We start from the raw sequence: 13,192 nt of genomic DNA on the forward strand, positions 1-13,192 counted from the left end.
CGCCCGTCAGCGGGCGAACCGTACCGGCAGCGGTGCCAGGGCACCGCGCAGCGCGGAGGCGAAGGCCTGAAACTCCTCCGCGCGCGCGGTGCCCGCGCGCATCGCCAGCGCGATCCGCCGTGACGGCGCCGGGTCGGCGAAGTACCCCGTGGCGAGGTCCGCGCTGCGTCCGGTCTCCACCGGGACCGCCGTCCGCGGCAGCAGCGTCACCCCGAGCCCGCCGGCCACCAGCTGCACCAGCGTGGACAGCCCCGCCGCGGTCGTGGTGGCGGTCGCCCCCTCGGTGCGGCCCGCCTCCCGGCAGACGTCCAGCGCCTGGTCGCGCAGGCAGTGCCCCTCCTCCAGCAACAGCAGGTCCAGCTGCCGCAGTGCCTCGCGGGGGATGTCCATCCGTCCGGCCAGCCAGTGGTCGCGCGGGGTGACCAGGACGAAGTCCTCGTCGAAGAGCGGCAGTTCGGCGACGGCGGGGACACCGAGCGGTACGGCGAGCAGCAGCAGGTCCAGCCGGCCCGCCGTGAGGCCGTCCAGCAACGAGGACGTCTGCTCCTCGTGCACCTGCAGGTCGAGCTCCGGGTACGTGTCGTGCGCCAGCCGCAGCACGGTCGGCAGCAGGTAGGGCGCCACCGTCGGGATCACCCCGAGCCGCAGCACCCCGGTGAAGGGCGCGCGCGCCGCCTCCGCCTCGTCGAGCAGGTCGCCGACCGCTCCCAGCACCGCCCGCGCCCGGACCGCGACGCGCTCCCCCGCCGAGGTCAGCAGCACCTTGCGGGTCGTGCGCTCCACGAGTACCACCCCGAGCGCCTCCTCCAGCGCGGCGACCGCCCCGGACAGCGCCGGCTGGCTCGTGCCGATCGCCGCGGCCGCGTCCCTGAAGTGCAGGTGCTCGGCGACGGCCGCGAAGGCCCGCAGCTGGGACAGGCTCGGCTGGCGCTGGCTGCCGCGCTGACTACTGATAACCGCCTCCGATCAACGACCACCAGTCTAGTTGCGTACGCGATCAATGACCGACGGGGCCGGGCGGCCGTCCGCCCCCTGTGGCCCCGGTCACTCTGCGCAGCGGCTCGCCGGAGCCTCACTCGTCGATAAGGGGTTCCGATCAATGCGACCCGCCGGGGCGATTTCACTGATCAATGGCCTCATGGCAGGGTGAGCGGGACCCATCGAGGGACCGTGCGGCCACCCCGCGCCCGGGTCCCGACCCTCCCTAGGAGTGCGCGTGCTCACCGTCGGTGACAAGTTCCCCACGTTCGAACTGACCGCCTGTGTGGACCTCGACCCCGAGAAGGCCTTCGCCCAGATCGACCACAAGTCGTACGAGGGCAAGTGGAAGGTCTACTTCGCGTGGCCGAAGGACTTCACCTTCGTCTGCCCGACGGAGATCGCGGCGTTCGGCAAGCTGAACGACGAGTTCGCCGACCGTGACGCGCAGATCCTCGGCTTCTCCGTCGACTCCGAGTTCGTGCACCACGCCTGGCGCAAGGACCACGACGACCTTCGCGACCTGCCCTTCCCGATGCTGTCGGACATCAAGCGCGAGCTGTGCACCGACCTCGGCATCCTCGGCGAGGACGGCGTCGCCCAGCGCGCCACCTTCATCGTCGACCCGAACAACGAGATCCAGTTCGTCATGGTGACCGCCGGTTCCGTGGGCCGTAACCCCAAGGAGGTCCTGCGGGTCCTCGACGCGCTGCAGACGGACGAGCTGTGCCCCTGCAACTGGAAGAAGGGCGACGAGACCCTCGACGTCGTCAAGCTGCTGGCCGGTGAGTGACCGTGGCGCTCGATGAGCTGAAGTCCGCGCTGCCGGACTACGCCAAGGACCTCAAGCTCAACCTGGGCTCCGTGATCGGCAACTCCGAGCTCACCCAGCAGCAGCTGTGGGGCACGGTGCTGGCCACCGCCATCGCCTCGCGCTCGGCCGTCGTGCTGCGCGCACTGGAGCCCGAGGCCCGCGAGAACCTCTCGCCGGAGGCGTACCAGGCCGCCAAGGCCGCCGCCGCCATCATGGCGATGAACAACGTCTACTACCGGACCCGGCACCTGCTGTCGGACCCGGAGTACGGCAACCTGCGGGCCGGTCTGCGGATGAACGTCATCGGCAACCCGGGCGTCGACAAGACCGACTTCGAGCTCTGGTCGCTGGCGGTCTCGGCGATCAACGGCTGCGGGATGTGCCTCGACTCGCACGAGCAGGTGCTGCGCAAGGCGGGCGTCGAGCGCGAGACGGTCCAGGAGGCCTTCAAGATCGCCGCCGTCGTGCAGGCGGTCGCGGCGACCCTGGACGCCGAGGCGGTCCTCGCCGGCGCGTGACGCGTGCTCCTGGGGCCCGGCCACCCTTCGGGGGGGGCCGGGCCCTTCGGCCGTCCCGCGTCAGGCCAGCCGCGTGAACTCCACCGTGACCCGGGGCGGTCCGCTGGCGGCGCCGCGGTAGACGCCCTTGTGCGGTGTGACGTCCCCGTAGTCGCGGCCGCGGCCCACCACGACGTGGGACTCGTCGGCGCGGCAGCGGTTCGTGGGGTCGTAGCCGTACCACTCCCCCGCCCAGTACTCGACCCAGGCGTGGCTCTGCCCGGCGACGGCCCGGTGCAGACCGGCCTCGCGGTCCGGGTGCAGGTAGCCCGACACGTACCGCGTGGGCAGCCCGATGCCGCGCAGCAGCCCGGCCGTCAGGTGGGCGATGTCCTGGCAGACGCCGGCGCCCTGCTCCCAGGCCTCCTGCGCGGAGGTGTGGACCGCGGTGGCGCCCGGCACGTACGCCACCCGGTCGGCGACCGACTCCGCCACCGCGACCGCCGCCTCATGGGGGTCGAGCCCCGCCACCGCGTCCCGGACGGCGCCGGTGACCTCGGGGGCGACGCAGGTCCGCGGCGTGGACGCGATGTGCTCCAGCAGCCGCGTCGCCGCGGCCCGTCCGGCGATCTCCGCCCATCCGGCCGGAGCGCGAAGCGGTGACGGCGGCGCGGTCTCGACCAGCGAGACCGCGGTGATGACCAGGTCCGCGTGCGGTTCCGTCAGGTCGAAGCAGGTGACCTGGGTGCCCCAGTAGTCCCAGTACGACCAGGTGGTGGTCGCCGGGCTGACGGTGACCCGGGCGTCGAGGGTCGTCTGGCGGGGCAGGGTGAGCGGGGTCATGCGGACCTCGTTGTGGGAGGAGACCGCCGCCTCGGAGTAGCCGACCCGGGTCTCGTGCCGGATGCGCAGTCTGCGGGCCATCGCGCTCACGCCCCTTCCTGCGCCCACGCCATGGCGCCCTGGTAGGGGAAGAACCGTTCCGCCACAGCCTCGGCCGAGGCCATGCACGCCTGCTGGAGGTCACGCAGCAGCAGCGGCAGCGCCTCCTCCAGGCTGCCGGAGTCCAGGTACTCCAGCCGGGTGCGCATGCGCCCGATGGGTCGGCGGGCCGGGTCGTGCCGGGGTCTGCCCAGCTCCGTGAGGCAGTCCTCGGCGGTGGTGAGCGCATGCAGCGCGCTGCGCGGGAAGTCCCTGTCCAGCAGCAGGAACTCCGCGACCCGCGCGGTGTCCCCGAATCCTCCGTACACCCGGGCGAAGGCCTCGTCCGCGCCGCTGGCACTGAGCAGCGTCGGCCAGTCGGGGGCGTGCGCGGCGTCCAGGACCCGCACCGCGAGCAGCCGTACGGTCATGTCGACGCGTTCGAGGCTCCGGCCGAGCACCATGAAGCGCCAGCTGTCGTCCCGGCTCATCGTGGAGTCGGTGAGCCCGGCGAAGAGGGCCGCCCTGCGGCGTACGAGGTCCAGGTAGGCGTACGGACCGGTGCGGCGCGCGGCGCGGCGCTGCTCGGCCAGGGCATGCCAGGTGGAGTTGAGGCACTGCCACATGTCGGAGGAGATCGCCTCGCGCGCGCTGCGTGCGTTCGCGCGGGCCGCGCCGAGCGCCCCCTCGATGGAGCCGGGGCTGCGCGCGTCGAAGGCGAGGGCGTCCATCACCTGGTCCATGTCGCAGGGCTGGTCGCCCGGGGCGGACAAGCCGAGGATCGCGTACAGCGATCGGCAGGCGGCGTCCTCGTCCCGCCAGGGGTCCTCCAGCAACCGGTGCAGGTAGGCGTCGAGGATGCGGGCGGTGGCGTCGGCGCGCTCGACGTAGCGGCCGGTCCAGGTCAGCGCCTCCGCGATGCGGGAGAGGATGATGTCGTTCATCGCCGTGCCTCCTGCCGGTCCGGTCGGTGCCGTCGGTGCCGTCACTGCTGCTGGGCTCCTTCCTGCTCGGACGGACCACGGCCGCCGCCGGGTCCGAGGTGGCGCGGGGCCACCGACGGCGGCACGGCCGCCGCGCCCTCCGCCTCCGCCGCGTCCTGCTCCGGCGGCCCGCCGAAGGCCTCGGCGGACCGGCGCGCCGGCGCCAGCACCCAGGTGTCCTTCGAGCCGCCGCCCTGGCTGGAGTTGACGATGAGGTTGCCCTCCCGCAGGGCGACCCGGGTGAGGCCGCCGGGCAGCACCCAGATCTCGTCCCCGTCGTTGACGGCGAAGGGCCGCAGGTCGATGTGGCGCGGGGCGACCCCGCCGTCGGCGAAGGTCGGCGAGGTCGACAGGGCGACCGGGCGCTGGGCGATCCAGCCCCGGGGGTCGGCGGCCACCGCCTTACGGGTCCGCTCCAGGGTCGCGGCGTCGGCGGCGGGCCCGATGACGATGCCGGAACCCCCCGCCCCGTCGACCGGCTTGACGACGAGCTGGTCGATCTGGTCGAGGACGGCCTCCAGCCGGCCGGGCTCGTCGGGCCGGAAGGACTCGACGTTGGGCAGGACGGGCTCCTCACCGAGGTAGTAGCGGATCAGGTCGGGGACGTAGGTGTAGAGCAGTTTGTCGTCGGCGATACCGTTGCCCACGGCGTTGGCGAGGGTGACGTTCCCGGCCGTCGCGGCGCCCAGGATGCCCGGGCAGCCGATCACCGAGTCCGGCCGGAAGTGCAGCGGGTCGAGGAAGTCGTCGTCGAGCCGGCGGTATACGACGTGGACCGGCACCTCGCCGCGGGTCGTCCGCATCCACACCCGGTTGCCGGAGCACACCAGGTCGTCCCCCTGGACCAGTTGCACCCCCATCAGCCGGGCCAGCAGTGCGTGCTCGAAGTACGCGGCGTTGCTCGGTCCCGGGGTGAGCACGACGACCTGCGGGTCGGTCACCCCCGCGGGCGCGGCGGCACGCAGCGCCGCCAGCAGCCGCTGGCCGTAGGCGTCCACCGGACGCACCGGCTGCTCCGCGAAGAGGGAGGGGAACATCCGGGTCATCGCCCGCCGGTTCTCGATGACGTAGCTGACGCCGGAGGGGACGCGCACGTTGTCCTCCAGGACCCGGAACGCGCCCTGTTCGTCCCGGACGAGGTCGATCCCGCTCACGTGCACACGCACCCCGTTCGGGGGCTCGACGCCGTGCGCCGCCCGGTGGAAGTGCGGGGACTGCAGCAGCAGCCGCCAGGGGACGACGCCGTCCTCGAAGGCGCGGGCCTGGCCGTAGGCGTCGGCGAGGTAGGCCTCCAGCGCCCTTACCCGCTGGATCACCCCGCGCTGGACCAGGTCCCACTCCAGGGCGTCGAGGACCCGCGGGACGAGGTCGAGCGGCCAGGGCCGCTCCTCCCCCGCGAAGGCGTAGGTGACCCCGCGGTCCGTGAACGAACGGGCCATCTGGTCCGCCCGGAACCTCAGCTCGGCCGCGTCCATGGGCTGCAGGGCGGCCAGTACCGGCTCATAGGCGGTCCTGACCACACCCGGCCGCTCGAACATCTCGTCCCACGCGTCGGCCAACGCGTACGCGTCAAATATGTCCGCCATGACGCGACGTTAGGCGCACTGTGTGACGCACCGGTCACGGTGCGATTTCCGGGAGCGCACACGCGCGCGGCCGCCCCGAGGGGCGGCCGCGGCACCGGGTGGTCACACCGTCAGACGGTCTCCCCCGGCGTGGCGTCGGGGAGTCCCCGCGCGCCCACCGGAGCCACCTCGGCGGCCGTCGCGCCGTGCGGTGCGGGCTCGTCGGCCATCGCCGCCTCCCGGGAGTGGGCCCGCAGGTAGCCGACCACGGTGTTGGTCACCGCGACCAGCGGTACGGCCACGACCGCCCCGCCGATCCCCGCGATGAGCGAGCCGGCGGCCACCGACAGGATCACGCCGAGCGGATGCACCCGCACCGCCCGACCCAGGATGAACGGCTGCAGGATGTGGCCCTCGATCTGCTGCACCAGCAGGACCACCACCAGCACCATCAGCGCCGTGAACGGACCTTCCGTCACCAGCGCCACCACCATCGCGATGACGCCCGAGGCGACCGCGCCGACCAGGGGGACGAACGCGGCGAGGAAGATGATGACGGCCAGCGGCACCGCCATCGGCACCCCGAGGAAGAAGATGCCGATGCCGATGAAGATGGCGTCGATCAGGGCCACTATCACCGTGCCGCGCACGTAGAGGGTGAGCGTGCGCCAGGCGCGCGGCCCCGCGCCGCCGAGCCCGTCGCGGGCGTCCACGGGGAAGAGCTTGAGGAACCAGTTCCAGATGTTCCGGCCGTCGTAGAGCAGGAAGAGCGTGCTGAACATCGCCAGGAGGATGCCGGTGAGCATCTCCACGACGACGGTGACGCCCTGCAGCCCGGCGTCGGTCAGCGCCTTGGAGTTGGTGCCGATCGCCTCCTGGAGGTTCTTGGCGATCTGGTTGATCTGGTCCTCGGTCACGTGGAACGGGCTGTTGAGCAGCCAGCGCTTCAGTTCGGTGATGCCGTCCTGGAGGCTGTTGGAGAGGTTGTCGATGTTCTCCATGACCTGCCAGACCACGAACCAGCCGACCAGGCCCATCATCACGAAGCCGCCGATGAAGACGATGGCCGTGGCGAACCCGCGCGGCACCCCCAACCGCTTCAGCCGGCCGACGAAGGGCTGCAGCAGCGCGGTGATCAGCAGCGCGGCGACGAAGGAGAGGACGACCAGCTGTATGGTGCCGATCACCCGCATCAGCACCCAGACCGTGCCGGCCAGCACCAGCAGCCGCCAGCCGAGTTCGGCCGCGACCCGCATGCTCCACGGCACCCGGGCGACCGGGTCGCCGGGGCCGGAGGTGCGCGGCGGGTACCGGCGCGCGGACTGCTCCTCCTGACGGCGGGCCTCCTCGCGGGCGCCCGCAGCCGCGGCCCGGCGCTGTTCCTCCAGCCTCCCGGCGAGCTTGGCGAGCTCCGCCGCCAGCCCGGAGCCCCATTGGCGCTTCTCCGACATCGCTTCCCCTGTCCCCCGCCCCCCGGCCTGTCCGTCCGCACCACCGTACGCGCAACGAGCCCCCGATCCCTCAAGGGGTCGGGGGCTCGTCGGCGATTTGTGGATGTACGGCCTAGTACCAGTGGTTGGCCTGCCAGAACGACCAGGCACCGCAGGGGCTGCCGTACCGGCTGTTCATGTAGTTGAGGCCCCACTTGAGCTGGGTACCGGGGTTGGTGCGCCAGTCGGCGCCCGCGGAGGCCATCTTGGAGCCGGGCAGGGCCTGGACGAGGCCGTAGGCGCCGGAAGAGGCGTTCGTCGCGGTGTAGTTCCAGCCGCTCTCACGGGTGACGATGTTGGAGAAGCACTGGTACTGCGTGGCGTCACCGATGAGCCCCTGGGCCATGGCCTGGACTTCGGCGACCGTGTACGAGGCCTTCACGACCAGCGCGGCGCGCTCCGCGGCGCGGGAGGCCTCCTTGGCCTTGCGGTCGGCCTCGGCCTTCTCCTCCGCCTTCTTCCGGGCGGAGGCGTCCTTGGCGGCCTGCTTGCGCGCTGCCTCCTCGGCGGCCTTCTTCGCGCCGGCGTCGGCGGCGTCGGACTGCGCCTGCACCTGCTGCGTGAGGGAAGCCTGCTGGACCTGCTGCCCAGCGGGTATGTCCGCGAGGACGGTGGTCGCATCGGCGGCGGCGACGGGCTGTACGACACCCTCGCTGCCGGAGGCGACACCGACGACGGCGCCCACAGTGGTGACCGCAGTGGCCGAAGCCACCGCGAATCCCCGGACCGAGATCCGGCTCACACGGTTTCCTTCCAGCGTCGCCCGCTTGGTGACCTCACGGACGCGATCGTGCCCCTTCGCACTGGCTTCCTGCTGCACCGGTCACAGAAGCACTGGCCCGGTGCGGCTCCCCCGACGGGGCGGGAGTCCGCTGATTCGGTTCGGGCGGCCCACGGCGAACGCTGTTCAGTTCTGAGGTTCCGTACGTTTGCGGGTACGGGTGTGCCGAGGGCGGGGGCCTGACAGAACCGACAGCCTGCCGTAGCCGGACGCGTCCACGCAATTCCCCGTTGCGTGTCAAAGCTCACACGCCACGTGGGCCACGGAAATTTCCGTTACGCATCCATAGCCTCCGCACACAGCGCTAGGCTGCTGCGCCCTCGCGGCGCAGCAGCCTAGCGGACCGTCCAACTCGTCTGTTACGCCCGCCCGTCCTCCAGCATCTCCGTCACGAGCGCGGCGATCGGCGAGCGCTCGGAGCGGGTCAGGGTGATGTGCGCGAACAGCGGGTGGCCCTTGAGCTTCTCGACGACGGCGACCACTCCGTCGTACCGACCCACCCTCAGGTTGTCGCGCTGGGCGACGTCATGAGTCAGGACAACCCGGGAATTCTGCCCGATACGCGACAACACGGTCAGCAGGACGTTGCGCTCCAGGGACTGCGCCTCGTCGACGATCACGAAGGCGTCGTGCAGGGAGCGGCCCCGGATGTGCGTGAGGGGCAGGACCTCCAGCATGCCGCGCGCCACGACCTCCTCGATGACCTCCTTCGACGTCACCGCGCCCAGGGTGTCGAAGACCGCCTGGGCCCACGGGCTCATCTTCTCCGCCTCGGTGCCCGGCAGGTAGCCGAGCTCCTGACCGCCCACGGCGTACAGCGGCCGGAAGACCATGACCTTCTGGTGCTGCTGACGCTCCAGCACGGCCTCCAGCCCCGCGCACAGCGCCAGCGCCGACTTGCCGGTGCCGGCCCGGCCGCCCATCGACACGATGCCGACGTCCGGGTCGAGCAGCAGGTCCAGCGCGATCCGCTGCTCGGCGCTGCGGCCGTGGATGCCGAAGGCCTCCCGGTCGCCGCGCACCAGCCGGACCCGGCCGTCGGCCGTGACCCGGCCGAGCGCCTTGCCGCGGTCCGACTGCAGCACCAGACCGGTGTGCACCGGGAGCCCGGCCGCGTCGGGCACGTCGACCGTCTCCTCCTGGAAGAGGTCGTCCACCTCCTGGGCCGAGACCTGCAGCTCGTGCATCCCCGTCCACCCGGAGGTGATCGCCAGCTCGGCCCGGTACTCCTCGGCCAGCAGGCCGACGGAGGAGGCCTTGACGCGCAGCGGCAGGTCCTTGGAGACGACGGTGACGTCGTACCCCTCGGCCTGGAGGTTCCGGGCCACCGCGAGGATCCGCGAGTCGTTGTCGCCCAGGCGGAACCCCGCGGGCAGCACGCCCGGGTCCGAGTGGTTCAGCTCGACGCGCAGGGTGCCGCCCAGCTCGCCGATCGGGATGGGTGCGTCCAGCCGCCCGTACCGGATCCGGTACTCGTCGAGCAGCCGCAACGCCTGGCGGGCGAAGTAGCCGAGCTCGGGGTGGTGGCGCTTGGCTTCCAACTCGGTCACCACCACGACCGGCAGGACCACCTCGTGCTCGTCGAAGCGGAGGAGGGCATGCGGGTCGGCAAGCAGCACGCTGGTGTCGAGTACGTAAGTGCGCCGGTCGTGCTCACGGCGATTCTTGCTGGTCACCACGTGTGGACGAACCCCCTCGGAAGAGGTCGGGGTGCGACGGCGTCGCGCGGGACAGGGCCGGGACCGACCAGGAGGGCCGGACCGCGGCCCTTCGAGTCGACGCGGTCAATGCCGTCCGAGTCAAGGGTTGACAACGGCACGTCCGTGAGCAAGGGGCCTCCCGGGCGGACGGGCCAGGTGCCGTCCGCTTCTGTCCGACATCCATGGGCCGGATGTCGGTCTGACGGGTCTATTCCCTCGAAAGTGGAGGCCTATGCGACTGCATATGACAGGTGTTGGCCCGGGCCCTACCCTTGCCGTCCCGCCGCCCGATGTTCGCGCCCCCGTCGCCGGGACGTAATCCGGCCACCGCCCCTTCGGCCGTTCGCCGCAAGCCGGGTGTGGCGCATCTCTCCCCGGCAGGGCCGTTCGGGTGACGCCGGGAGCCGGGGCCCGCGCTCAGGCCCCGTAGCGCCGGTGCCGCGCCGCGTAGTCACGCAACGCCCGCAGGAAATCCACCCTGCGGAACGCCGGCCAGAACACCTCGCAGAAGTAGTACTCCGAATGCGCGCTCTGCCAGAGCATGCTGCATCCATGCGGGGAGCCACCCCCCGCACCCCCGGGAACCGGGGCCCGCGCTCAGGCCCCGTAGCGCCAGTGCCGCGCCGCGTAGTCACGCAACGCCCGCAGGAAATCCACCGTGCGGAACGCCGGCCAGAACACCTCGCAGAAGTAGTACTCCGAATGCGCGCTCTGCCAGAGCATGCTGCATCCATGCGGGGAGCCACCCCCCGCACCCCCGGGAACCGGGGCCCGCGCTCAGGCCCCGTAGCGCCGGTGCCGCGCCGCGTAGTCACGCAACGCCCGCAGGAAATCCACCCTGCGGAACGCCGGCCAGAACACCTCGCAGAAGTAGTACTCCGAATGCGCGCTCTGCCAGAGCATGAAGCCCGACAGGCGCTGCTCGCCGGAGGTGCGGATGACGAGGTCGGGGTCGGGCTGGCCGCGGGTGTAGAGGTGCTCCGCGATGTGGTCGATGTCGAGGATCTCCGCGAGGTCCTCGATGGACGTGCCGCGGCCGGCGTGCTCGTGGAGGAGGGAGCGGACCGCGTCGGCGATCTCCTGGCGGCCGCCGTAGCCCACGGCGACGTTGACGAGTATGCCCTCGACGCCCTCCGTGGCCTGCTCGGCCTCCTTGAGGACGGACTGGGTACGGGCGGGCAGCAGGTCCTTCGCGCCGACGTGGTGGACGCGCCAGCGGCCGGTCGCGGCGAGCCCGCGGACCGCGTCCTCGATGATGCCGAGCAGCGGGACGAGTTCCTCCGCCGGGCGGTCCAGGTTGTCCGTCGAGAGCAGCCAGAGCGTGACGACCTCGACGCCGGTCTCCTCGGACCAGCCGAGGACCTCGGTGATCTTGTCCGCGCCGGCCCGGTGGCCCTGCTCGGTCGTCCGTGCGGCGGCCTTGGCCCAGCGGCGGTTGCCGTCGAGGATGACGCCGATGTGCTTGGGGCCCTGCGACAGGTCGAGCCGGCGCTCCACACGGTGGGCGTACAGGTCGGTCAACCTGAGACGTACCAGGTCGCGCAGATTCATTGGCGGGCCCCTCCTGCGGTCGTCACCCCTTCGCCACCCTACTGCGCCTCCCCTCGGGCCGCCGAACCGGGTGCGGGGCTGTGGACCACCGTCGTGATAGGACCGCTTCTGTGGATATTCGTTCTCTCTACCGCGCCGCCGACGAGCGCTACGACGCGATGGCGTACCGCCGTACCGGCCGCAGCGGCCTCAAGCTCCCCGAGATCTCCCTCGGGCTCTGGCACAACTTCGGCGACGACCGCACGCTCGACTCGCAGCGCGCCATCCTGCGCCGCGCCTTCGACCTCGGCGTCACGCACTTCGACCTGGCCAACAACTACGGCCCGCCCTACGGCTCCGCCGAGAGCAACTTCGGGACCATCCTCGCCCAGGACTTCCGGCCCTACCGCGACGAACTGGTCATCTCGACCAAGGCGGGGTACGACATGTGGCCCGGCCCGTACGGCGAGTGGGGCAGCCGGAAGTACCTGCTCTCCTCGCTGGACCAGTCCCTGGACCGGATGGGCCTGGACTACGTCGACATCTTCTACTCGCACCGCTTCGACCCCGAAACGCCGCTGGAGGAGACGATGGGCGCCCTCGCGTCCGCCGTCCAGCAGGGCAAGGCGCTCTACGTCGGCATCTCCTCCTACAGCGCGCAGCGCACCCGTGAGGCCGCCGCGCTGCTGCGCCAGATGGGCGTCCCGGCGCTGATCCACCAGCCCTCGTACTCCATGATCAACCGCTGGGTCGAGGACGACGGTCTCCTGGACGTCCTGGACGAGGAGGGCATGGGCTGCATCCCCTTCGTCCCCCTGGCCCAGGGCCTGCTGACGGACAAGTACCTCAACGGCATCCCCGAGGGTTCCCGGGCCGCCCAGGGCAAGTCCCTCGACCCCACCCTGATCACCGACGAGGTCGTACGGCGGCTGCGCGGCCTCAACGGCATCGCCGCCCGGCGCGGTCAGTCGCTGGCGCAGCTCGCGCTGAGCTGGGTGCTGCGCGACAAGCGGATCACCTCGGCGCTCATCGGGGCGTCGAGCGTCGCCCAACTGGAGGCCAACGTCGCGGCGGTGGGTGCCGCCCCGCTGACGGCCGAGGATCTCGCCGAGATCGACGAGTTCGCCCTCGAGTCGGGCGTCAACCTCTGGTCCCGCAGCAGCGACGCGTGAGGTCGGCGGGCGCCCTGGTCAGGACGGCAGCAGCGGTCCGGCCAGGGCGCCGGCCAGGATGAACGGACCGAAGGGCAGCGGCGTACGGCGCTCGGCGCGGCGGGCCGCCAGCAGCACCAGGCCCGTGACCGCGCCCAGCGCGAAGGCTGCGAAGGTGCCGGCGGCGAGCGTCCCCCACCCGTACCAGGCGAGGACCATGCCCGCGGTCGGGGCGAGCTTGACGTCGCCGAAGCCCATGCCGTCCGGGTTGACCAGGTGCAGCACGAGGTAGAACAGCCCCAGCACGGCCGCCCCCAGCAGCGCCCGGGGCCACGAGCCCTCATGGCCCGGGAACAGCGCGGCCGCCCCCAGCAGAGCCGCCGTCCCCGTGGCGGCGGGCAGCGTCAGCACGTCCGGGAGCCGCAGCACCGTCAGGTCGACGCGGGCCAGCAGCACTCCGAGCGGGACGAGCAGCAGCCACACCGTCAGTTCGGGGCGCGGCCCGGTGCCCGCCGCGACGGCCGCGCTGACCACGGCGGTCACCAGGGCGTAGCGCCATCCGGCGGCCGGCTTCCCGGCGTTGCGCACCGGCCCCCACCAGCCGCGCCGGCCGGCCGGGTAGGGCACGTCCGCCGGGCACCGGGCCCGCCAGGGCTGCTCGGGGGCGACGGACAGCCGGTACGCCGGACGCGGCAGGGCGAGCCCCACGACGGTTCCCCACACGACGGCCGCGGCGATCGGATAGACATGCATCGGGCCCGACCGTACACGGGCGCACCACG

General features: G+C 72.0%; 13 protein-coding genes and 1 pseudogene. 3 read left to right on the plus strand and 11 right to left on the minus strand.

The annotated features are described in order from the left end of the window. Positions 1-6 precede the first annotated feature (6 nt). On the minus strand, positions 7-954 hold the full coding sequence (locus tag ACFYYN_RS05095) for a hydrogen peroxide-inducible genes activator (RefSeq protein ID WP_500439699.1): 948 nt from the start codon (positions 952-954) through the stop codon (positions 7-9). 262 nt (positions 955-1,216) lie between these two features. On the opposite strand from ACFYYN_RS05095, the gene ACFYYN_RS05100 reads away from it, so the two are divergent. Then, the gene (locus ACFYYN_RS05100) at positions 1,217-1,771 is read left to right on the plus strand and encodes a peroxiredoxin (RefSeq protein WP_361809491.1); all 555 of its coding nucleotides are present in this window, start codon (positions 1,217-1,219) and stop codon (positions 1,769-1,771) included. A gap of 2 nt (positions 1,772-1,773) precedes the next feature. Beyond that, positions 1,774-2,310 (plus strand): alkyl hydroperoxide reductase, encoded by a 537-nt coding sequence (locus tag ACFYYN_RS05105; RefSeq protein WP_500544700.1) that lies wholly within the window; start codon positions 1,774-1,776, stop codon positions 2,308-2,310. Between the two features lie 60 nt (positions 2,311-2,370). Here the strand turns inward: ACFYYN_RS05105 and ACFYYN_RS05110 are convergent, their stop codons facing one another. The 9 genes and pseudogenes from ACFYYN_RS05110 to ACFYYN_RS05150 all read right to left on the minus strand — a co-directional run bounded on the left by ACFYYN_RS05110 (position 2,371) and on the right by ACFYYN_RS05150 (position 11,280). After that, the gene (locus tag ACFYYN_RS05110; RefSeq protein WP_500544858.1) at positions 2,371-3,213 is read right to left on the minus strand and encodes a transglutaminase family protein; all 843 of its coding nucleotides are present in this window, start codon (positions 3,211-3,213) and stop codon (positions 2,371-2,373) included. A gap of 5 nt (positions 3,214-3,218) precedes the next feature. Beyond that, positions 3,219-4,154 (minus strand): alpha-E domain-containing protein, encoded by a 936-nt coding sequence (locus tag ACFYYN_RS05115; RefSeq protein WP_500544702.1) that lies wholly within the window; start codon positions 4,152-4,154, stop codon positions 3,219-3,221. 41 nt (positions 4,155-4,195) lie between these two features. After that, positions 4,196-5,779 carry a circularly permuted type 2 ATP-grasp protein gene (locus ACFYYN_RS05120; RefSeq protein WP_500544703.1) on the minus strand — a complete coding sequence of 528 codons (1,584 nt, stop codon included), beginning with the start codon at positions 5,777-5,779 and terminating at the stop codon, positions 4,196-4,198. A 110-nt stretch (positions 5,780-5,889) separates the two neighbouring features. Continuing rightward, positions 5,890-7,209, minus strand: a complete 1,320-nt coding sequence (locus ACFYYN_RS05125; protein ID WP_500544704.1) for an AI-2E family transporter — start codon at positions 7,207-7,209, stop codon at positions 5,890-5,892. 112 nt (positions 7,210-7,321) lie between these two features. Beyond that, on the minus strand, positions 7,322-7,990 hold the full coding sequence (locus ACFYYN_RS05130; RefSeq protein ID WP_500544705.1) for an aggregation-promoting factor C-terminal-like domain-containing protein: 669 nt from the start codon (positions 7,988-7,990) through the stop codon (positions 7,322-7,324). Positions 7,991-8,388: 398 nt separating this feature from the next. Next, positions 8,389-9,708, minus strand: coding sequence for a PhoH family protein (gene phoH2 / locus ACFYYN_RS05135; protein ID WP_499513705.1), 1,320 nt, complete (start codon positions 9,706-9,708; stop codon positions 8,389-8,391). Positions 9,709-10,146: 438 nt separating this feature from the next. Further along, positions 10,147-10,272, minus strand: a pseudogene (locus ACFYYN_RS05140) (undecaprenyl diphosphate synthase family protein); the annotation flags it as partial. A 54-nt stretch (positions 10,273-10,326) separates the two neighbouring features. Next, complete coding sequence (locus ACFYYN_RS05145; protein ID WP_500544707.1) at positions 10,327-10,452, minus strand: undecaprenyl diphosphate synthase family protein; 126 nt, start codon at positions 10,450-10,452, stop codon at positions 10,327-10,329. Positions 10,453-10,506: 54 nt separating this feature from the next. After that, positions 10,507-11,280 carry an undecaprenyl diphosphate synthase family protein gene (locus ACFYYN_RS05150; RefSeq protein WP_499513703.1) on the minus strand — a complete coding sequence of 258 codons (774 nt, stop codon included), beginning with the start codon at positions 11,278-11,280 and terminating at the stop codon, positions 10,507-10,509. Between the two features lie 110 nt (positions 11,281-11,390). Between ACFYYN_RS05150 and mgrA the strand changes: the two genes are divergently transcribed. Beyond that, the gene (gene mgrA, locus ACFYYN_RS05155) at positions 11,391-12,431 is read left to right on the plus strand and encodes an L-glyceraldehyde 3-phosphate reductase (RefSeq protein ID WP_500544708.1); all 1,041 of its coding nucleotides are present in this window, start codon (positions 11,391-11,393) and stop codon (positions 12,429-12,431) included. 18 nt (positions 12,432-12,449) lie between these two features. On the opposite strand, the gene ACFYYN_RS05160 is transcribed toward mgrA, so the two are convergent. Beyond that, positions 12,450-13,163 carry a prepilin peptidase gene (locus tag ACFYYN_RS05160; RefSeq protein WP_500544709.1) on the minus strand — a complete coding sequence of 238 codons (714 nt, stop codon included), beginning with the start codon at positions 13,161-13,163 and terminating at the stop codon, positions 12,450-12,452. Positions 13,164-13,192: the final 29 nt, after the last annotated feature.

It is taken from the genome of Streptomyces sp. NPDC001902 (genome assembly GCF_042891295.1).
Taxonomy (GTDB): domain Bacteria; phylum Actinomycetota; class Actinomycetes; order Streptomycetales; family Streptomycetaceae; genus Actinacidiphila.

Excerpts from the sequence above, each read along its gene's own strand:
- ACFYYN_RS05110 (WP_500544858.1), bottom strand. The coding sequence starts at position 3,213 with ATGGCCCGCAGACTGCGCATCCGGCACGAGACCCGGGTCGGCTACTCC.
- ACFYYN_RS05115 (WP_500544702.1), bottom strand. The coding sequence starts at position 4,154 with ATGAACGACATCATCCTCTCCCGCATCGCGGAGGCGCTGACCTGGACC.
- ACFYYN_RS05120 (WP_500544703.1), bottom strand. The coding sequence starts at position 5,779 with ATGGCGGACATATTTGACGCGTACGCGTTGGCCGACGCGTGGGACGAG.
- ACFYYN_RS05125 (WP_500544704.1), bottom strand. The coding sequence starts at position 7,209 with ATGTCGGAGAAGCGCCAATGGGGCTCCGGGCTGGCGGCGGAGCTCGCC.
- ACFYYN_RS05145 (WP_500544707.1), bottom strand. The coding sequence starts at position 10,452 with ATGCTCTGGCAGAGCGCGCATTCGGAGTACTACTTCTGCGAGGTGTTC.
- ACFYYN_RS05150 (WP_499513703.1), bottom strand. The coding sequence starts at position 11,280 with ATGAATCTGCGCGACCTGGTACGTCTCAGGTTGACCGACCTGTACGCC.
- ACFYYN_RS05160 (WP_500544709.1), bottom strand. The coding sequence starts at position 13,163 with ATGCATGTCTATCCGATCGCCGCGGCCGTCGTGTGGGGAACCGTCGTG.